General features: G+C 57.9%; 17 protein-coding genes. 13 read left to right on the plus strand and 4 right to left on the minus strand.

Annotation, left to right across the window (positions count from 1 at the left end):
- Positions 1 to 196: 196 nt before the first annotated feature.
- Positions 197 to 1,813, plus strand: coding sequence for an ATP-binding protein (locus ACE38U_RS06390; RefSeq protein WP_375529365.1), 1,617 nt, complete (start codon positions 197 to 199; stop codon positions 1,811 to 1,813).
- A gap of 10 nt (positions 1,814 to 1,823) precedes the next feature.
- Positions 1,824 to 2,513, plus strand: a complete 690-nt coding sequence (locus tag ACE38U_RS06395; protein ID WP_038475981.1) for a response regulator — start codon at positions 1,824 to 1,826, stop codon at positions 2,511 to 2,513.
- 32 nt (positions 2,514 to 2,545) lie between these two features.
- Here ACE38U_RS06395 and ACE38U_RS06400 read toward each other — a convergent pair whose 3' ends face one another.
- Positions 2,546 to 4,066 carry a methyl-accepting chemotaxis protein gene (locus ACE38U_RS06400; RefSeq protein WP_375529366.1) on the minus strand — a complete coding sequence of 507 codons (1,521 nt, stop codon included), beginning with the start codon at positions 4,064 to 4,066 and terminating at the stop codon, positions 2,546 to 2,548.
- Positions 4,067 to 4,370: 304 nt separating this feature from the next.
- On the opposite strand from ACE38U_RS06400, the gene proP reads away from it, so the two are divergent.
- The 6 genes from proP (at position 4,371) to ACE38U_RS06430 (ending at position 11,872) form a co-directional block, all read left to right on the plus strand.
- Complete coding sequence (proP, locus tag ACE38U_RS06405) at positions 4,371 to 5,876, plus strand: glycine betaine/L-proline transporter ProP (RefSeq protein ID WP_375529367.1); 1,506 nt, start codon at positions 4,371 to 4,373, stop codon at positions 5,874 to 5,876.
- 929 nt (positions 5,877 to 6,805) lie between these two features.
- Positions 6,806 to 8,374, plus strand: a complete 1,569-nt coding sequence (locus ACE38U_RS06410; RefSeq protein WP_038475990.1) for an ABC transporter substrate-binding protein — start codon at positions 6,806 to 6,808, stop codon at positions 8,372 to 8,374.
- Between the two features lie 86 nt (positions 8,375 to 8,460).
- Positions 8,461 to 9,504 carry an ABC transporter permease gene (locus ACE38U_RS06415; protein WP_375529368.1) on the plus strand — a complete coding sequence of 348 codons (1,044 nt, stop codon included), beginning with the start codon at positions 8,461 to 8,463 and terminating at the stop codon, positions 9,502 to 9,504.
- The gene (locus ACE38U_RS06420; RefSeq protein ID WP_176982725.1) at positions 9,504 to 10,337 is read left to right on the plus strand and encodes an ABC transporter permease; all 834 of its coding nucleotides are present in this window, start codon (positions 9,504 to 9,506) and stop codon (positions 10,335 to 10,337) included. Before ACE38U_RS06415 ends, ACE38U_RS06420 begins: the two co-directional genes overlap by 1 nt.
- On the plus strand, positions 10,330 to 11,163 hold the full coding sequence (locus ACE38U_RS06425; protein WP_375529369.1) for an ABC transporter ATP-binding protein: 834 nt from the start codon (positions 10,330 to 10,332) through the stop codon (positions 11,161 to 11,163). Before ACE38U_RS06420 ends, ACE38U_RS06425 begins: the two co-directional genes overlap by 8 nt.
- Complete coding sequence (locus tag ACE38U_RS06430) at positions 11,150 to 11,872, plus strand: ABC transporter ATP-binding protein (protein WP_038476002.1); 723 nt, start codon at positions 11,150 to 11,152, stop codon at positions 11,870 to 11,872. Before ACE38U_RS06425 ends, ACE38U_RS06430 begins: the two co-directional genes overlap by 14 nt.
- Before the next feature lie 4 nt (positions 11,873 to 11,876).
- Here the strand turns inward: ACE38U_RS06430 and ACE38U_RS06435 are convergent, their stop codons facing one another.
- A complete protein-coding gene (locus ACE38U_RS06435; protein WP_375529370.1) occupies positions 11,877 to 12,074 on the minus strand; it encodes a hypothetical protein in 198 nt (65 codons plus the stop codon).
- A 200-nt stretch (positions 12,075 to 12,274) separates the two neighbouring features.
- Between ACE38U_RS06435 and ygjG the strand changes: the two genes are divergently transcribed.
- Entirely contained in the window at positions 12,275 to 13,672 is a 1,398-nt protein-coding gene (gene ygjG, locus ACE38U_RS06440) for a putrescine aminotransferase (RefSeq protein ID WP_375529371.1), read from the plus strand.
- A gap of 113 nt (positions 13,673 to 13,785) precedes the next feature.
- Here ygjG and lsrG read toward each other — a convergent pair whose 3' ends face one another.
- Both lsrG and lsrF read right to left on the minus strand, forming a co-directional pair.
- Complete coding sequence (lsrG, locus tag ACE38U_RS06445; RefSeq protein WP_038476008.1) at positions 13,786 to 14,076, minus strand: (4S)-4-hydroxy-5-phosphonooxypentane-2,3-dione isomerase; 291 nt, start codon at positions 14,074 to 14,076, stop codon at positions 13,786 to 13,788.
- Entirely contained in the window at positions 14,073 to 14,963 is an 891-nt protein-coding gene (gene lsrF, locus ACE38U_RS06450) for a 3-hydroxy-5-phosphonooxypentane-2,4-dione thiolase (RefSeq protein ID WP_038476011.1), read from the minus strand. The genes lsrG and lsrF overlap by 4 nt, the downstream gene beginning before the upstream one ends.
- 169 nt (positions 14,964 to 15,132) lie before the next feature.
- Here lsrF and lsrK point away from each other — a divergent pair, with 169 nt between their 5' ends.
- The 4 genes from lsrK to ACE38U_RS06470 all read left to right on the plus strand — a co-directional run bounded on the left by lsrK (position 15,133) and on the right by ACE38U_RS06470 (position 19,969).
- Positions 15,133 to 16,707: an autoinducer-2 kinase gene (gene lsrK, locus ACE38U_RS06455; RefSeq protein ID WP_375529372.1), complete on the plus strand. Its 1,575-nt coding sequence runs from the start codon at positions 15,133 to 15,135 to the stop codon at positions 16,705 to 16,707.
- Positions 16,708 to 16,895: 188 nt separating this feature from the next.
- Complete coding sequence (locus ACE38U_RS06460; protein ID WP_375529373.1) at positions 16,896 to 17,879, plus strand: alpha/beta fold hydrolase; 984 nt, start codon at positions 16,896 to 16,898, stop codon at positions 17,877 to 17,879.
- Between the two features lie 51 nt (positions 17,880 to 17,930).
- A complete protein-coding gene (locus tag ACE38U_RS06465; RefSeq protein ID WP_176982721.1) occupies positions 17,931 to 18,671 on the plus strand; it encodes a response regulator in 741 nt (246 codons plus the stop codon).
- Positions 18,668 to 19,969: a sensor histidine kinase gene (locus ACE38U_RS06470; RefSeq protein WP_176982720.1), complete on the plus strand. Its 1,302-nt coding sequence runs from the start codon at positions 18,668 to 18,670 to the stop codon at positions 19,967 to 19,969. The genes ACE38U_RS06465 and ACE38U_RS06470 overlap by 4 nt, the downstream gene beginning before the upstream one ends.
- Positions 19,970 to 20,054 lie beyond the last annotated feature (85 nt).

A 20,054-nucleotide genomic window follows, 5' to 3' on the forward strand; every position in this document is an offset into this window, starting at 1 on the left:
ATGGTTTTAATTCCCGCCGTGGTTTTTATGGTTTTTATTCCCAGGCTTAGATAAACCTTAAGAGAAGGAAAAAATCGGCTGAAATTGCCGAAAAGTGCCGTTGCGTGAGGTTGTTCAAACTTTCGCTCAAAGCCGCGAAGCCAGCGGTTTATAGGTGTTAAGCTGCCGTTTTGCCTCACTGAATACACGCTGGCCTATGAAAGTCTCCTTTCAAATACGCTTATTTATCTATCTGGTTGCTTTCTTTTCCGTGCTATTTGCCATGCTCGGGACCTATTACTATTTCGACGTTGGCCGCCAGCTTTACCAGGAAATGAGTACCCGGGCGAGAATGCAGGCAGAGGATATTGCTTTAATTCCTTCGTTGCGGGAATCGGTAGAAAAAAAAGATATTCCGGCGATACACGACTTTATGCAAAAGCTGGTCATCCATAGCGATGCCAGCTTTATCGTCATCGGCGACGAACACGGCATCCACCTCTACCATTCCGCGCATGCCGACCGGGTGGGCAAAACCCTGGTTGGCGGCGATAACGAAGAGGTGCTGCGGGGCAAAAGCATCACCACGCTGCGCCAGGGGGGTCTTGGCCTGTCGCTGCGCAGCAAAGCGCCGATATTCGACCAGCACGGCAAAGTGATTGGCATCGTGTCGGTGGGCTATCTGAAGAGCTACCTGGATGACGTCACGTCCGGCAAGGTGATCAACATCCTGCTGGCGGCGGTGATCCTGCTGCTGGCGCTGTTTGTTTTCTCCTGGTACTTCACGCGCAGCATCAAAAAGCAGATGTTCTCGCTGGAGCCACGGCAGATCAGCCTGCTGGTGCGCCAGCAAAAAGCGATGATGGAGTCGATTTATGAGGGCGTGATCGCCATTGACAGCCGCTCGCAGATCGAGGTGATCAACAAAGCGGCGAAGAAACTGCTTGGCCTGGAACAGCCTTCGCGCGAGATCCGCGGCAAGCAAATCTCCGAGGTGATCGAGCCGGTAACGTTTTTTGATCCGCAGGTAATGCTGGCGCGGGATACCCACGATGAAATCTGCGCCTTTAACGATCTTAGCGTGCTCGCCAGCCGGGTCCGCATCGAACTTGAGGGCGTTTTGCAGGGCTGGGTTATCACCTTCCGCGACCGTAAAGACATTGATAGCCTGAGCTTCCAGCTCAGCCAGGTTAAGCGTTACGTGGACAACCTGCGCATCATGCGGCACGAGCAGCTTAATCGCATGGCAACGCTTGCCGGGCTGCTGCATATGGCCCGCTACGACGACGCCAAACGCTATATCAAGGCGCAGTCCGAGCACGCGCAGGAAGTGCTGGATTTTGTCTCCGCACGCTTCTGTTCCGCCACGCTGTGCGGCCTGCTGCTGGGGAAATATGCCAGAGCACGAGAAAAAGGCGTGTCGCTGGCGTTCGACCCGGCCTGCAGCATGACGAGAATGCCGTCTAACGTGCCGGAATCCGAGCTGATTTCGATTATTGGTAACCTGCTGGATAACGCCATCGAAGCCACCCAGCGCGCCGAAGGCGAGCACCAGCCGGTGGAAGTTTATATCGTGATGAACGACCGGGAGCTGGTTATCGAAGTGGCCGACCACGGCGTCGGCATTGCGCCTGAGCTGCGCGACCACATTTTCACGCCGGGCGTCACCACCAAAACCCACGGCGACCACGGGCTCGGCCTGCACCTTATCGCCAGCTACGTGGCGCTGGCGAAGGGCACCGTGGAGGTTTCAGACAACCTGCCGAGCGGCACCGTGTTCTCGGTATTTATTCCAGACGTTGTCGTTCCGGGGAGCGACCTCAACCCAACGTAAGGCTTTGAGTATGCAAAATGAAATGATTAACGTGCTTATCGTGGAGGATGAAAGCGAACTTGCCGCACTCCACGCCGAGCTGATTGATAAGCACCCTCACCTCCACCTGGTCGGGATAGCCAACAGCCTGGCGAGCGCGCAGCGCCTGATGCTGGAAAAGCAGCCGCAGCTGATCCTGCTGGATAACTACCTGCCGGACGGCAAAGGCATCACGCTGTTTGGCAGCGACCTGCTCAAGCAGCACGCCTGCTCGGTGATTTTTATCACCGCCGCCAGCGATATGGACACCTGCAGCCAGGCCATTCGCAGCGGGGCGTTTGACTACATCCTCAAGCCGGTATCGTGGAAGCGCCTCAGCCACTCGCTGGAGCGCTTTGTCCAGTTCAGCCAGCAGCAGCGCGAATGGAAGGTGGTCGATCAGCAGAACGTCGATAAGCTTTACGAGCTTCAGGCACGAAATGCCCCGCTGGACGCGGGCAGCAAGGGTATCGAGGAAAATACGCTGGAGCTGGTGCAGCGCCTGTTCCGCGAAGGCGAGGCCCAGCGCTGCTTCTCGGTTGACGACGTGGTCAGCGAAACACGGCTAAGCAAAACCACCGCCCGCCGCTACCTGGAACACTGCGTTGAGAAAGGCTTTCTCAGCGTCGAAATGCTGTACGGCAAGATTGGTCATCCTCGCCGCCTGTATAAACGGAGCTAAGCGAATAGCGCAAACTATCCGCTTTGAACGCCTTAGCCCAGAACCGTGACCGCATCCTGCAGGCGAGTCGCGCGGTGTTTAACCATCGCCGACACCTGGGCCCCCTCTTCCACCAGCTCGGCATTTTTCTGCGTGATGGCGTTCAGTTCAGCCACCGCGCGGGTAATGTCCGCCAGGCCATCCGCCTGCTCAGACGTGGCGTGGCTTATCTGCCCGAGAAGCCGGGTGACGTTCTGCACCTGCGCCACGATGTCCTGCATGGTGCGCCCCGCCTCGTGAACCTGCACCGTGCCGGACTGCACCTTGCTGGCGCTGGCGTCAATCAGCTTGCGGATGTCGTTGGCCGCGCTGGCGCTACGCTGCGCCAGGTTACGTACTTCCCCGGCCACCACGGCAAACCCTTTGCCCTGCTCACCGGCACGGGCGGCTTCTACAGCGGCATTAAGCGCCAGAATATTGGTCTGGAAAGCGATATCGTTGATCAGGCTGGTGATAGAACCGATGCGCTGGGTGCTGTCGGCAATGTCATCCATGGTGGTCACCACGGTTTCCATAGCCTGGCCGCCCTGCGCCGCCGCATCACTGGCGGAGCTGGAGAGTTTGTCCGCCGCCGACGCGGTTTCCGAGTTGGTTTGTACCGACGCCGCCATCTGGTTCATGGTGGCGACCGTCTGCTGCACGTTGACCACCGTCTGACGGGTACGCTCATTCAGATCGTCGTTTCCTTTCGCCATCGCCTCGCTGCCGCTGCGCACGTTCGCCACCTGGCTGCTGACGTCGTTTATCAGCCAGCGGCACATCAGCCCAAGCTGGCCGATGGAGCGCAGGATAATGCCGATTTCATCGCTGCGCTGAAGGTGCTTCACGCGGTGGCTGTTGCCGGTCGCCACTTCCAGCGCCTGGCGGGCAACGTTTTCCAGCGGGCGAGCAATTTGCCATTCCAGCAATACGCAAGCTAAGGCGGTAAACGCCGCGATGGCGAGCATTTGCAGCGGGCTTTGTCCCAGCACGAACGCCGAGGCCATCAGCAGAATAAACAAACCGCTCATTAGCCCACGGATGCGCCAGCGCAAAGATAGCGTGGGCAGTTTGCCGAACAGCCCCTTACGCAGCACCAGCCCTTTATAAATGGTCTTATTGCTGCGGCCTTCATTCAGCGCCTTGTAGAGCGGTTCTGCCCCAGCAATTTCTTCCGGCGAGGCCTTGGTGCGAATAGACATATAGCCGGTAGTTTTGCCGTGACGCACCACCGGTACCGCATTGGCACGTACCCAGTAATGGTCACCGTTTTTACGGCGGTTCTTCACGATGCCGGTCCACGGTTCGCCCTGCTGGAGGGTAAACCACATATCGGCAAAGGCCGCCTTTGGCATATCGGGATGCCGCACGAGATTGTGCGCGGCGCCGCTTAGTTCATGTAGCGGGAAGCCACTGACCTGCACGAAGGTATCGTTCGCATGCGTGATGTAACTTTTCAGATCGGTGGTGGACATCAGGGTCGTATCGTCATCAAGCGTGTATTCACGCTGGGTGACCGGCACATGGGCGGACATAGCAACTCCCTTTGAGAGGTTATCCAGATGTTAATGCTTTGGTGGTATGCATGTTATTTCGGCGGGATGAAATTTTACTTTAGTTTAAAAATTTGATATTGATCACAGTTCTAAGTATTAGCCACATAATTTATGAGACTAGCTTAAGCATTACATTTCACATAGTTTCAATTGGTTATTACTTTTCACTTCGTTTTATTGCCGCCTCATCTGAGTGCTGCAGTTTTCGCCAGCGCTTCTTGCGCGGCGCACTACACTTACAGAGGGAATTTTTACCCCCGCAAGGAAAACACGAGGATAAAAGATGCTAAAAAGGAAAAAGAAAGTCAGACCGATCAAGGTCAGTGACGTCACTATCATTGACGATGCGCGTCTGAAAAAAGCCATCACTGCCGCTTCACTCGGCAACGCGATGGAATGGTTTGATTTTGGTGTTTACGGTTTTGTTGCTTACGCACTAGGTAAAGTCTTCTTCCCGGATGCCAGTCCGAGCGTTCAGATGATCGCCGCGCTGGGGACCTTCTCTGTTCCTTTCCTGATTCGTCCACTGGGCGGCCTGTTCTTCGGGATGCTAGGGGATAAATACGGTCGTCAGAAAATCCTGGCTATCACCATCGTCATCATGTCGCTCAGTACGTTTGCTATCGGGCTGATTCCGTCCTATGCCACCATCGGCATCTGGGCACCTATCCTGCTGCTGCTGGCAAAAATGGCTCAGGGCTTCTCGGTAGGCGGCGAATACACCGGGGCCTCTATCTTCGTGGCGGAGTACTCGCCTGACCGTAAGCGCGGCTTTATGGGCAGCTGGCTGGACTTCGGTTCGATTGCCGGGTTCGTCTGCGGCGCGGGCGTGGTGGTGCTTATCACCGCTATCGTCGGCGAAGAGAACTTCCTCGACTGGGGCTGGCGTATTCCGTTCTTCCTCGCGCTGCCGTTAGGCATCATCGGCCTCTACCTGCGCCACGCGCTGGAAGAAACTCCGGCGTTCCAGCAGCACGTTGAGAAAATGGAGCAGGGCGATCGCGAAGGTCTGGCAGACGGTCCAAAAGTTTCGTTCAAAGAGATTGCCACCAAGCACTGGCGCAGCCTGCTGGTCTGTATTGGCATTGTTATCTCGACCAACGTCACCTACTACATGCTGCTGACCTACATGCCGAGTTATCTTTCGCATAACCTGCATTATTCGGAAGAGCACGGGGTGCTGATCATCATCGCCATTATGGTGGGGATGCTGTTCGTTCAGCCGATGATTGGCCTGCTGAGCGACCGCTTTGGCCGTCGGCCGTTTATCCTGCTGGGCAGTCTCGGCCTGTTCCTGCTGTCGATTCCGGCCTTTATGCTGATTAACAGCGGCGTGATTGGTCTGATCTTTGCCGGATTGCTGACCCTGGCGGTGGTGCTGAACTTCTTTATCGGCGTGATGGCCTCCACGCTGCCGGCGATGTTCCCGACCCATATCCGCTACAGCGCCCTGGCCAGCGCCTTTAATATTTCGGTGCTGATTGCGGGCGTGACGCCAACGGTTGCCGCATGGCTGGTGGAAACCACCCAGAACCTGATGATGCCGGCTTACTACCTGATGGTGGTGGCGGTTATCGGCTGTATCACCGCTGTCACCATGAAAGAAACCGCCAATAAACCGCTGAAAGGCGCGACGCCGGCGGCATCGGACATTGCGGAAGCGCGTGAAATTGTTCAGGAGCACCACGACAATATCGAGCAGAAAATTGAGGACCTGGATAAGGAAATCGAAGATCTGCAGGCGAAGCGTTCACTGCTGGTGGATCAGCACCCGAGGATTAACGAGTAGTTTTCCCCTCACCCTAACCCTCTCCCCGTGGGGGAGAGGGGATGAATAGAGAGCTCTCACCTGCGCGTGGGGGCTTTTTTTTGCTCTTTTTCCAGCTCTGCCTCTTCGTGGCAAATATCCACGATAATGCAGAGCCAGATAGGGTTCCGTTCACTTCCAGAGCTGCTTCACATGTCACCATTATACCGGTGAACGTCTCGGGAGAATCACCGTCATTCCCCCGAGACCCCGGACTCCCGGCCAAATAAATCGACCGCTAAAGCGGCAGACCTCCGTTTTATCTCCCAGTCCTGGGTTGGCTGAGATGCGTTCCCGACGCTCTCAGCCTCCGGCCGTTCCCGACGTCCGGACCCTGGCCAGTCGGAGAGAAAACGGAGGCGATTTAAGCCGGAACCGTGCCTCGCTTCAGGCTCATAGCCACACTGAACATAAAAGTTGCTACAAGTCCTAAAGCCATGCCCTTGTTCCCGGCTCTCATCGTCCCCGGTTATGACCCAACTCAGGCGGGGTTGAGCTGCCGGGAGCAGCGAAAGAGAGCGATCGTCGGGAACGAATCGCGAACGACCCCGAATGTTTGGGTGATAGCCGGTGGGTTTACCGCTTTAGCGGCGATGAGCTCGCCGGGCGCCGGGGCTGTTCGGGGGATGGCGTTATCCCCCGAACACGTTCACCGTGCTCTGAACGTACAGGGAAAAATAGATCTGCGGGTGAACGGAACCTTAGCCGACCCTGCATAATCGAGACCATTTCTAGAGACGGAGTAATCCTCCCTGACGGCGACCCCGCCTCAAGTTTTCATCACTTTATCGCATTGGATATATCGTATATTTATATGCAAAGCGCAATTTTGACTTTGTGAATTGAGATAACTCACCTAACGTAAATACACAGAGAAAAACCGATAAAAAACACCATTACAGGGTACACACATGCAAAAGAAAGTCCTGCCATTACTGCTGCTGGCTGCGCTGTCTGCAGCTTCTCACGCTGCCACGCCACCGGATACCCTGGTGGTTGCTCAAGGCCTGGATGACATCGTCAGCCTTGATCCGGCCGAAGCCAACGAACTCTCAAGCATCCAGACCGTGCCAAGCCTGTACCAGCGCCTGGTGCAGGCAGACCGTACCGATCCGGCCAAAGTTGTGCCGATTCTGGCGGCAAGCTGGCAGGGCGATGCGGCGAATAAGAAGCTAACCATCAAGCTGCGCCCGGACGCTAAATTCGCCTCCGGCAACCCGCTGCGCCCGGAAGACGTAATCTTCTCCTACACCCGCGCGGTGACGCTGAACAAATCCCCGGCCTTTATTCTTAACGTGCTGGGCTGGCAGCCGGATAACATCGCCAGCCAGCTGAAGAAAGTGGATGACCACACGCTGGAAGTGCACTGGACCGCGGACGTAAGCCCGGCGGTAGCCCTGAATATTCTTTCCACGCCAATCGCCTCCATCGTCGATGAAAAAGCGGTTGAACCCAACGTGAAAGCGGGCGACTTCGGCAACGAGTGGCTGAAAATGCACTCTGCCGGCAGCGGCCCGTTCAAAATGCGCGTCTACCAGCCGCATCAGGCTATCGTCCTGGATGCCAATCCGACATCCCCTGGCGACGCGCCAAAAGTGAAAAACATCATCATTAAAAACGTGCCCGATCCGGCCGCTCGCCGCCTGCTGATTCAGCAAGGTGACGCCGATATCGCCCGTGATTTAGGCTCTGACCAAACCAGCGCGCTCGAGGGCAAACCGGGCGTGAAGGTGCTGAGCATTCCTTCCGCCGAGCAAAACTACCTGGTGTTTAACGTCGGCAACAATGCCAACCCGCTGCTGAAAAACCCTGCGCTGTGGGAAGCGGCCCGCTACCTGGTTGATTATCAGGGCATCACCAAAGATCTGCTGAAAGGCCAGTACTTCGTGCACCAGAGCTTCCTGCCGGTCGGTTTCCCTGGCGCACTGGAAAACACGCCGTTTAAATTCGACCCGGCGAAAGCGAAAGAGATCCTGGCGAAAGCGGGCATCAAAGACGCCCATTTCTCGCTGGACGTGGAAAACAAACCGCCGTTTATCACCATCGCGCAGTCGATGCAGGCGAGCTTTGCCCAGGGCGGCGTGAAGGTGGATCTGCTGCCTGCGGCAGGTAGCCAGGTTTACGCCCGCGTTCGTGCGAAGCAGCACCAGGCCGCTATCCGCCTGTGGATCCCGGACTATTTCGACGCCCACTCCAACGCCAGCGCCTTTGCCTATAACGACGGCAAAGCGAGCACCGTGGCCGGGCTGAACGGTTGGCAGATTCCGGAACTGAACAAACAAACGCTGGCCGCCGTGGCGGAAGCCGATCCGGCCAAACGCAAAGATCTCTATACCAAACTGCAGGAGGAGCTGCAGCGTAGCTCCCCGTACGTGTTTGTCGACCAGGGTAAAACCCAGGTTGTGGTGCGCGATAACATCAAGGGCTATCAGCAAGGCCTGAATGCGGATATGGTGTATTACGATAACGTCACTAAATAACTGAACGGCCTCTCGCCCTGCCCTTTTCACCATCAAAGAAACGGGGCGAGAGGTTAATCACCATCAGCGCATAAAAAGAGTTACCCATGCCCGAAGTTTCTCCCTCGTCGCAGCGCCTGCGGCGCCCGCTGCTTACCCTGCTTCAGGGAATATTTACCCTTGCTCTCACCCTTATTGGCCTGCTGCTGATTACCTTTGCTTTGTCCGCGCTTTCCCCGGTGGACAGAGTGCTGCAAATCGTCGGCGATCACGCCAGCCAGTCCACTTACGATCAGGTTCGCCACCAGCTAGGGCTGGATCGGTCGCTGCCCGTGCAGTTCTGGCATTACCTCGTCAATCTTGCCCACGGCGATTTGGGCATAGCCAGCTCAACCGGCCAGCCGGTGCTGCATGATTTACTCTCGGCTTTCCCCGCCACGCTTGAGCTTGCCACCCTCGCGCTCATCATCGGCAGCGTGCTGGGCGTGCTTTTTGGCGTGCTTTGCGCCCGCTTTGCCGGTTCGCCGTGGGATCTCGCGGTGCGCACGTTTACCCTGCTCGGTAACTCGGTGCCTATTTTCTGGCTCGGCCTGCTGATGCTGGCGCTGTTTTATGCCCGCCTGCAGTGGAGCGCCGGGCCGGGAAGGCTCGATGATATTTACCAGTACAGCGTCGAGGCCAAAACGGGCTTCGTGCTGATTGATACCTGGCTTTCCGGCGATAAAGGCGCGTTCCTCAACGCCGTTAACCACCTGATTCTGCCGGTGCTGCTGCTGGCCTATTATTCTCTCGCCAGCATCACCCGCCTGACGCGCACGGCCTGCCTCAGCGAAATGAATAAAGAGTACATTACGCTGGCTCGCGCGAAAGGCGCAGGTGACATGACGATTCTGCTGCGCCACGTTCTGCCGAACATTCGCGGCACGCTGTTCACCGTGATCGCGCTGGCTTACACCAGCATGCTGGAAGGTGCCGTGCTGACGGAAACCGTCTTCTCCTGGCCGGGCATTGGCCGCTATCTCACCACCGCGCTGTTTGCCGGTGATACCACCGCGATTATGGGCGGCACGCTGCTGATCGGCGTGTCGTTTGTGCTGATCAATAACCTGACCGACATACTGGTGCGTGCCACCGATCCGAGGATCCGCTAATGCCGTCTTCTCTTTTCCTGCGACGCATGCTGCGCTCTCCGGCCGCCCTCAGCGGGCTGATTATCATTGCCGGGCTGGTGCTTATTGCGCTGTTTGCCCCGCTGCTGGCCCCGTTCGATCCTAACTGGCAGGACGCCGCCGCGCGCCTGCAGGCACCCAACGCTCACCATCTGCTGGGTACCGACAGCTACGGTCGCGACCTGCTTTCACGCCTGCTTTACGGCACCCGCCCGGCGCTGGGCCTGGTGCTGCTGGTTACGGTCATTACCCTGCCGGTTGGGCTGCTGATTGGCATTCTTTCCGGCTATTACGGCGGCTGGCTGGAGCGTATTCTGATGCGCTTTACCGACGTAGTGATGTCGATGCCGCGCCTGATCCTGGCCTTCGCTTTTGTGGCGATGCTTGGCCCAGGGTTGGTTAACGGCGCGCTGGCGCTCGCTTTGACAACCTGGCCTGCCTATGCGCGCCAGGCAAGAAGCGAAATACAGCGGCTGCGCCACAGTGATTATCTTGCCGCCGCAGAAATGATGGGAATTAAAGGCATTCGGCTGCTGGGCGGCCACATCCTGCCTCTGTGTCTGCCTTCCGCCATCGTGCGCCTGGCGCTGGATCTTGCCGGGATTATTCTTGCCGCCGCCGGACTCGGGTTCCTGGGCCTCGGCGCCCGTCCGCCGATGTCCGAGTGGGGCTCAATGATTGCCGACGGGATGCAGGTGATTTTCGATCAATGGTGGATTGCCGCTATTCCTGGCACCGCCATTCTGCTGAGCAGCCTGGCCTTTAACCTGCTGGGCGATGGCCTGCGCGACGTGCTGGAGCCGCAACATGACTAACAGAATTACCGTTTCCGGGCTGAATATCGACTACCCCGGCAGCCGGGTTGTCAGCAACCTTTCCTTCACCCTCGGCAATGAACGCCTGGCGCTGGTCGGGGAATCCGGTTCAGGAAAATCCATGACGGCGCGAGCCCTGATGGGGCTGGTGCGTAAGCCAGGCAAAGTGAGCGCGGAGCAGCTTAGCGTGATGGGGCACGACCTGCTCGATATGAACGCCCGTAGCTGGAACCAGCTGCGCGGCAGCGATATCGCCATGGTGCTGCAGGACCCGCGCTATGCGCTAAACCCGGTGAAAAACGTGCTGCAGCAAATTGACGAGGCGCTCCGCCTGCACCAAAAGCTGTCCTCCGCCGAACGCCGCGATCGCTGCCGCGAGCTGGTGCAGTCCGTGGGTTTGCCGGACGCGGTGCTGCAGCGTTACCCCGGCGAGCTGTCCGGCGGCATGGGCCAGCGCGTGATGATCGCCATTGCGCTCGCTAATAACCCGAAAGTACTGATTGCCGACGAACCAACCTCGGCGCTGGATGCTCGCTTGCGCAACCAAATCCTTGAGCTGCTGGTAGCCCAGTGCGAACAGCGGCAAATGGCGCTGCTGCTGATTAGCCACGACCTGCCGCTGGTGGCGGAACACTGCCACCGCGTGCTGGTGATGTATCAGGGGCAAAAAGTGGATGAAATGGCGGCGAGCGCTCTGCCGCAGGCCACGCATCCCTACACGCGCACGCTCTGGACCTGCCGTCCAAATGCCGACACCTATGGGCAGATGCTGCCGACGCTGAACCGCAGCGAATTCCAGCCAGGAGAGAGTCATGGCGATCGTTAAGATTGATAATCTGGGCGTCGAGTTTGCCGCAAAAGGCGGCATCAAAACCGCCGTCGCCGGGGCCAGTTTTGCGATTGAGCAGGGCGAAACCTTTAGCCTGATTGGCGCTTCAGGCTGCGGGAAATCGACCATTCTGCGCGTGCTTGCCGGGCTACAGCGTGAGTGGAAAGGCAGCGTGGAACTGCTGGGCAATAACATTGTTGCCGGGAGGCGTTTTCAGGGAGCCCTGCGCCGCGAAGTGCAGATGGTATTTCAGGACCCTTACGCCTCACTGCACCCCAACCACACGATTTGGCGCACGCTGGCTGAACCGCTAAAAATCCACGGTGAAAGCAATATCGAAGCACGCGTGGAAGAAGCGTTAAGCCAGGTTGGGCTGCCGGCCGATGCGGCGAAACGCTACCCGCACCAGCTTTCCGGCGGCCAGCGCCAGCGCGTGGCTATCGCTCGGGCGCTGCTGCTGCGCCCGAAAATCCTGCTGCTTGATGAACCAACTTCCGCGCTGGATATGTCGGTACAGGCTGAAATCCTTAACCTGTTGAACCGCCTGAAGCAGCAGCACGGTATGACCTACCTGCTGGTCAGCCACGATGCCGACGTGATTGCCCATATGTCGGACCGCGCGGCATTTATGGCGAATGGCGTGATTGAGCGCAGCTTCGATCGCACCGCGCTGGTTAACGGTGAACACAGAATGGCGCACGCGTAACGCATTATTCCAGCGTCACCATTTCCTCGTCAGACAAAGCCAGAATGCAGCGATTGCGGCCGGTGTTTTGGCCGTAATACATGGCTTTGTCTGCGCGCCCAATGGCGCTGTACAGGGTCGGCCTCTGGCCTGATCCGGGGCAGGCCATCGCTAATGAATCGCTCTTTTGCACCCTTTCAGGGCAAACGTCCTTTTTATACATCAAAACCCCCTATTTCCCTCTAAATCACGTCGCCGCCGCCAGCATTAAAACACGCAAAATGTAATCCATTGTGATTAATTATTGCACAGATGCAGTCCTGCGGGCGTTTATCCCGATTTCACTTACGGAACGTTACCTGGCGCAATCCCTGCAATACTTATTTTGTGTATCGCGTGATACGCCACACCCAGGAGCACATTTTGAACAGGTTACCTTCCAGCGCCTCGGCACTTGCCTGTACGGCGCACGCACTGAACATAATCGAAAAGAAGTCACTTACCCATGAGGAGATGAAGGCGCTAAACCGGGAGGTTATCGACAGCTTCCAGCAGCATGTTAACCCGGGATTTCTTGAGTACCGCAAGTCCGTTACCGCCGGCGGGGATTACGGAGCCGTAGAGTGGCAAGCGAGCAGCCTGAATACGCTTGTCGACACTCAGGGCAAAGAGTACATCGACTGCCTGGGTGGGTTCGGCATTTTTAACGTGGGGCACCGTAATCCAGTCGTAGTTTCCGCCGTCCAGCATCAGCTGGAAAAACAGCCCCTGCACAGCCAGGAACTGCTCGACCCTCTAAGGGCGATGCTCGCTAAAACGCTGGCCACGCTCACTCCGGGTAAACTCAAATACAGTTTCTTCAGCAACAGCGGCACCGAATCCGTTGAAGCGGCCATAAAGCTGGCGAAGGCATACCAGTCGCCTCGGGGTAAATTTACCTTTATTGCCACCAGCGGCGCGTTCCACGGAAAATCACTGGGTGCGCTTTCGGCCACGGCGAAATCCACGTTCCGCAAACCGTTTATGCCGCTGCTGCCGGGCTTCCGCCATGTACCGTTTGGCAATATCGACGCGCTGCGCAGCCAGTTCAGCGAATGCCGCAAAACCGGCGATGACGTGGCGGCGCTGATCCTTGAACCAATCCAGGGAGAAGGCGGCGTGATCCTGCCTCCGCCGGGCTACCTGCCTGCGGTGCGTCAGCTTTGTGACGAGTTCGGCGTACTGCTGATTCTGGATGAAGTGCAAACCGGGATGGGACGCACCGGCAAGATGTTTGCCTGCGAGCACGAAAACGTGCAGCCGGACATTCTGTGCCTGGCAAAAGCGCTGGGCGGCGGCGTAATGCCGATAGGCGCCACGGTCGCGACGGAAGAGGTGTTTTCCGTGCTGTTCGATAACCCGTTCCTGCACACCACCACCTTTGGCGGCAACCCGCTGGCCTGTGCGGCGGCGCTGGCAACCATCCACTATCTGCTGGAAGAAAATCTGCCCGCTCAGGCGGCCCAGAAAGGGCAGCTGCTGCTGGATGGCTTCCGGGCCCTGGCCCGTGAGTTCCCGGACCTCATCGTTGAGGCGCGCGGCCAGGGGCTGTTAATGGCGATTGAGTTCCGCGACAACGACATCGGTTATAACTTTGCCAGCCAGATGTTCCGCCAGCAGGTGCTGGTGGCCGGTACGCTGAATAATTCAAAAACCATTCGCGTTGAGCCGCCGCTGACCCTGACGATTGAGCAATGTGAGCACGTGCTGGAGTGCGCTAAACGCGCGCTTTACCGGCTGAGAGTGACGCAGGATGAGACGGCAGAGGCGCAGGAAAGCTGATTGACCCTCACCCCAACCCTCTCCCTGAAAGGGAGAGGGAGTTTTCCGTGCCTGCTGACCGTTTTTTTATCCCCTCTCCCCTCTGGGGAGAGGGACAGGGTGAGGGGCAATCTCTACGGCAGCAGCCCGATAAAACTCCGCTTCTTACGCGGCTCAGACATCATCTCATCCAGCTTTTCAACGCAGGCAAGGTAGTGCGGCGTCTTCTTGTGCGCCAGCACTGCAGCCTCATCCAGGTAAGCCTCGTAGATAAAAAATCGCGTCGCGACATCCGGGTCCTGCAGCACGTCGAAGCGCAAATTGCCGGGCTCTTTGATAGCCCCTTCGTGATTCGCCTGAAACACCGCCAGAAACTCGTCGACGCGCTCGGGCTTAATGTTAATTTCTACCAGCGTTACGTTCATGCCTTATCTCCCTGATGTTTCGCTTCAAGCCAGAACTGATAAGCTTCGCGGGCCGACATATTCTCGTGCACGACTTTTTTCACCGCCTGCAGCATCGCCAGCGGGGCTTCAGACTGGAAGATGTTGCGCCCCATATCCACGCCGGACGCGCCCTGGTCTATCGCCTTAAAGCACATCTCCAGCGCTTCCTGTTCGGGCAGTTTTTTGCCTCCGGCGATGACGATCGGCACCGGGCAGCTGGCGGCGACTTTCTCAAAACCTTCCTCGACGAAGTAGGTTTTCACAAACTGCGCCCCAAGTTCGGCGGCAATGCGGCTCGCCAGCGAGAAATAACGAGCATCACGCGCCATCTCTTTGCCGACGCCGGTCACCGCCAGCGTAGGAATGCCGTAGCGCGTGCCTTCATCCACCAGCTTGATGATGTTGTTGATCGACTGGTGCTCATACTCGCTGCCGATATAAATCTGTGCGGCCACCGCGCAGGCGTTGAGGCGTAAAGCATCCTCCATCGTCACCGCGACGCTTTCGCGCGAGAGTTCGCTAAGAATGGAGTTGCCGCCTGAGGCGCGCAGCACAACGGGCTTGTTGGTTGCCGGAGGCACTACGCTGCGCAGAATGCCGCGGGTACACATCAGCACATCCGTTTCAGGGAACAGCGGCGCAATCGAGAGATCGATCCGTTCAAGCCCGGTGGTTGGCCCCTGAAAATAGCCGTGATCGAAGGCCAGCATTACGGTGCGCCCGGTATTCGGGTTAAAGATCCTCGCCAGCCGCGACTGCATGCCCCAGTCCAGTGCCCCGCTTCCCTTCAGGTAAAAAGCCCGGTTCTCCTGCGGTTGGCCAATACCGAAGTCTTTTCCGTCCTTAATATCATCCAGATCTGCCATGACGTCCTCTCCCGGATCCGTGTGTGAATAAGAGATAGTGTTCAAAAACTTAGTCAGGGATCGGCGATTGCAACCGTGCAGCGATCACAAAACATCCAAATAGATCGGCCAGATCGCTCGCAATAGATAAGAGTTTATTTATTGAACTGGCGACGGAAGAGGTCTGCGAATGAGTTATTTACTTGCACTGGACGCCGGAACGGGCAGTATCCGCGCCGTTATCTTCGATACATCGGGCCAGCAAATCGCCGTTGGCCAGGCCGAATGGAAGCATCTCAGCGTGACCGACGTACCGGGATCGATGGAATTCGATCTCACCGTCAACTGGCAGCTCGCCTGCCGCTGCATCCACGAGGCCTTGCACAAGGCAAATCTCTCGTCTTCGGCAATAAGCGCCGTCTCCTGCTGCTCGATGCGGGAAGGGATCGTCCTTTACGATCGCAGCGGCGAGCCCGTCTGGGCCTGTGCTAACGTGGACGCCCGCGCCAGCCGCGAGGTCAGCGAGCTTAAGGAGATCCATGACTTTCAGTTCGAGTCTGAGGTGTACCACGTTTCAGGCCAGACGCTGGCGTTAAGCGCCATGCCGCGCCTGCTATGGCTGGCGCACCATCGCCCGGACATCTATCGCAAAGCGGCCACCATCACGATGATTAGCGACTGGCTGGCCGCCAAACTTTCCGGCGAGCTGGCGGTTGACCCTTCTAACGCCGGCACCACCGGCATGCTGGACCTGGCGACCCGCGACTGGCGCCCTGCTCTGCTCGATATGGCAGGGCTACGTGCCGACATACTTTCTCCGGTGAAAGAAACCGGCACCTTATTGGGCAGCGTAACGCAGCAGGCTGCCGAAGAAAGTGGGCTGCAGAAAGGCACGCCGGTGGTGATGGGCGGCGGCGACGTTCAGCTGGGCTGCCTGGGGCTGGGCATCGTCAGGGCCGGGCAAACGGCGGTGCTGGGCGGCACGTTCTGGCAGCAGGTAGTCAACCTGCCGGCAATCAAAACCGATCCAGATATGAACATCCGCATTAACCCGCACGTAATTCACAACATGGTGCAGGCGGAGTCGATCAGCTTCTTTACCGGCCTGACGATGCGCTGGTTCCGGGACGCCTTTTGCGCGGAAGAAAAGCTGCTTGCCGGGCGCCTCGGCGTGGATACCTACGCGCTGATGGAAGAGATGGCAGGCCGCGTGCCCGCGGGCTCCCACGGCGTGATGCCAATTTTCTCCGACGCCATGCATTTCAAGCAGTGGTACCACGCCGCACCGTCATTCATTAACCTTTCCATTGACCCTGAGAAGTGCAACAAAGCCACGCTATTTCGCGCCTTAGAGGAAAACGCGGCGATTGTCTCCGCCTGTAACCTGGAGCAGATTTCCGGCTTTTCTGGCGTGAAGTTCGACTCGCTCGTCTTCGCCGGGGGAGGTTCAAAAGGCGCGCTGTGGAGCCAGATCCTCAGCGATGTCACCGGCCTGCCGGTACGTGTTCCGGTAGTGAAAGAGGCAACGGCGTTGGGCTGTGCCATTGCCGCAGGCGTTGGTGCCGGGATTTTCGATTCGCTGGCCAATACCGGCGAGCGCCTTGTGCAATGGCAGCGGGAGTTCACGCCGAACCCGGCGCACCGCGAGCTTTACGACGAGATGAAGCGCAAGTGGCAAAAGGTGTATGCCGACCAGTTAACGCTGGTGGACAGCGGCCTGACGACATCGATGTGGCAGGCGCCGGGGATTGTACCAGGGGACTGAGAACATTTTTTATCCCCTCTCCCTTTCAGGGAGAGGGCCAGGGTGAGGGTAAAACCGCTTTGTATCACACTGTATCTACGACTCCGCCAGATACGCCGTCATGCAAAAAGAGCTGATTGGGAAACACGCCACCTACATTCCCATGATGTGATAGCCGAACACTTTATAACGGCTTCGGAGAAAACATCATGTTCAACAAATTCACCCTGTCTGCGCTGATTGCTCCACTTTCCCTCTCGGTGGTTTTCGCCTGCCAGGCGGAAGCGGCGGGTTTCGATGCTAATCAGATAAAACAGATTAACGCAGGCGTGCTTAACGTCGGCTATGTCGATCTCGGCCCAAAAGACGGGCAGCCGGTTGTGCTGCTGCACGGCTGGCCCTATGACATCAACAGTTTTGATACGGTAGCACCGGAGCTGGCAAAGCAGGGCTACCGGGTTATCGTGCCTAACCTGCGCGGCTTCGGCAGCACTCGCTTCCTTTCCCCTTCCACGCCGCGCAACGGCGAGCCTGCCGCGCTGGCTCAGGATACGGTTGCGCTGTTGGACGCATTACATATCAAACAGGCCATTTTCGGCGGGTATGACTGGGGCGCACGCACGGCGGATATCGTGGCGGCACTGCACCCGGAGCGCGTCAAAGCGCTGGTGTCGGTCAGCGGCTATCTGATTAGCAGCCAGGAAGCGGGGAAAAAACCGCTGCCGCCGCAGGCCGAGCTGCAATGGTGGTATCAGTTCTATTTCGCGACCCCACGCGGCGCGGCAGGCTACGAGAAGAATACCCATGAGTTCGCCAGATTGATCTGGCAGCAGGCTTCGCCGGGCTGGAAGTTCAGCGACGAAACCTTCAATACCAGCGCCAAATCGCTGGATAACCCGGATCACGTCGCCATTACGCTAAGCAACTATCGCTGGCGTCAGGGGCTGGAAAACGGCGAGCAGAAATACGCGGCGGATGAGAAAAAGCTGGCCGCACTGCCGAACATCACCGTACCGAGCATCACGATTGAAGGCGCCAATAACGGGGCACCACATCCTGCACCGGCAGCGTATGCCGCGAAATTTACCGGCAAGTATGAACACCGCACCTTCAGCGGCAATATAGGCCACAACCCACCGCAGGAAGCGCCGGAAGCGTTTGTGAAGGCAGTAGTAGATGCCGGTAAGCTGTAGTAAAAAAGCTATGCTAGTTTTAGCCTTCACTTTTAGCGCCGGGAGCCCCAGGTGGAACACATCGATCATATTCTCGTGGTGGACGACGACCGCGATATTCGCGAGCTTATCGTCAGCTATCTGGAAAAATCAGGCTACCGGGCAAGCGGCGCGGCAAACGGCAAGGAGATGCGTGCCGTGCTGGACAAGCAGCACGTCGACTTAGTGGTGCTGGACGTGATGATGCCCGGCGACGACGGGCTGACGCTCTGCCGCCAGCTGCGCAGCGATAAACATAAAGACTTGCCGATCCTGATGCTGACCGCCAGAAACGAAGATACCGACAGGATCCTCGGCCTGGAGATGGGTGCAGATGACTACGTGGTTAAGCCTTTTGTCGCTCGCGAGCTGCTGGCGCGGATCAAAGCGATCCTCCGCCGCTTCCGCGCGTTGCCGCCCAATTTGCAGGTGACCGAAGCGGGCAGGATCATCGCTTTCGGCGAGTGGAAGCTGGATACTTCCGCTCGCCACTTGATTGATTTACAGGGCACGATCGTTGCGCTGAGCGGCGCGGAATACCGCCTGCTGCGCGTGTTTTTGGATCACCCGCAGCGCGTGCTGACGCGCGATCAGCTGCTAAATCTGACTCAGGGCCGCGATGCCGAGCTGTTCGAGCGCTCGATCGATTTGCTGGTCAGCCGCGTGCGCCAGCGCTTAAACGAGGATGCGCGGACTCCTGCCTACATCAAAACCGTGCGTAGCGAAGGCTATGTACTTTCCATGCCCGTCACCATCGTTGAGGCGCGAGAATGAGGCTGTGGCCCCGCTCCCTGCTGTCCCGGCTGTTTCTCATCGTTCTCGTCGGCCTGCTGCTGGCTAACGGCCTGACCCTGGCGCTGACCACTCTTGAGCGAATGAACAGCGCCCGCAGCGTGATGCTGGATAACCTGCAAAACAACGTTTCCACCAGCGTGGCGATCCTCGACAAGCTACCGGCCAATGAGCGCCCCGCCTGGCTGGACAGGCTCGCCCGGGAAAATTATCACTATATTCTTGGCCCTGGTACGCCAGGAAAGCCGCCTGCCGACGAACGTTCGAAAGATGCCATTGCTTCGCTGAAAGAGGCGCTGGGCGAGCGCTACAGGCTGACTTTCACCGCCATTCCCGGCATGCGTTCCCATATTCAGGCCCATTTGACGCTGGCCGACGGCTCGCCGCTGACCATCGACCTTACGCCGCGTATGCCGCCGATTGAAAGCTGGCTGCCGGTGGTGATTGCTATTCAGCTGGTGCTACTGGCGCTTTGTGCCTGGTTTGCCGTGCGCCAGGTGGTACTGCCGTTTACCCGCTTTACCCGCGCCGTTGAAGCGCTGGAGCCGGCCAGCACAAGTCCGACGGCGATGCAGGAAAGCGGCCCGATTGAGGTTGAACACGCGGCAAAAGCGTTTAACGCGATGCAGGCCAGGATCCAAGGGCACCTGAAAGAGCGCACTCAGATCCTGGCGTCTATTTCACATGACCTGCAGACGCCGATTACCCGCATGAAGCTTCGCCTTGAGATGAGCGATGAGCCGGAGCTGCGCGACAAACTGATGCAGGATTTGGATAACATGACGCATCTGGTCCGCGAGGGAATCGCCTATGCGCGGTCGTCAGAAAGCCTGGAAGAAACGCCGCAGCGCCTTGAGCTTCGGGCTTTTGTGGACAGCATTGCCTGCGACTATCAGGACGTCGGCAAAGCGGTGGCGTTTACTGCCCCGGAGGCGGCGCTTCCTCTTTCAACTCGCCCCCAGGCGCTGCGCCGCATCCTGACCAATCTGCTGGATAATGCGCTGAAGTTTGGCACCGCCGCTGACGTCAGCCTGAGCAAAGAAGCAAACCAGGTCACGCTGACGGTTACCGATAACGGCCCTGGGATCCCCGAAGAGGAGCTGGGCGCCGTGTTACAGCCTTTTTACCGCGTGGAAAGCTCCAGAAACCGCGACACCGGCGGCACCGGGCTTGGTCTGGCGATTGCCGCCCAGCTTGTCGGTCAGCTTGGTGGAAAGTTAACGCTCACCAACCAGCCGCAGGGCGGGCTGAAGGCCGGCATCACGCTGCCTGTCTTCTGATTGTATCGCTCTGTATGCGGCTAAGCGGCCGACAAACAAACTGACAATCAGGACGGTTTTCCCACACATCACGAACACATCAGGC

Source organism: Cedecea selenatireducens (assembly GCF_042138895.1).
Classification (GTDB): Bacteria; Pseudomonadota; Gammaproteobacteria; order Enterobacterales; family Enterobacteriaceae; genus Cedecea; species Cedecea selenatireducens.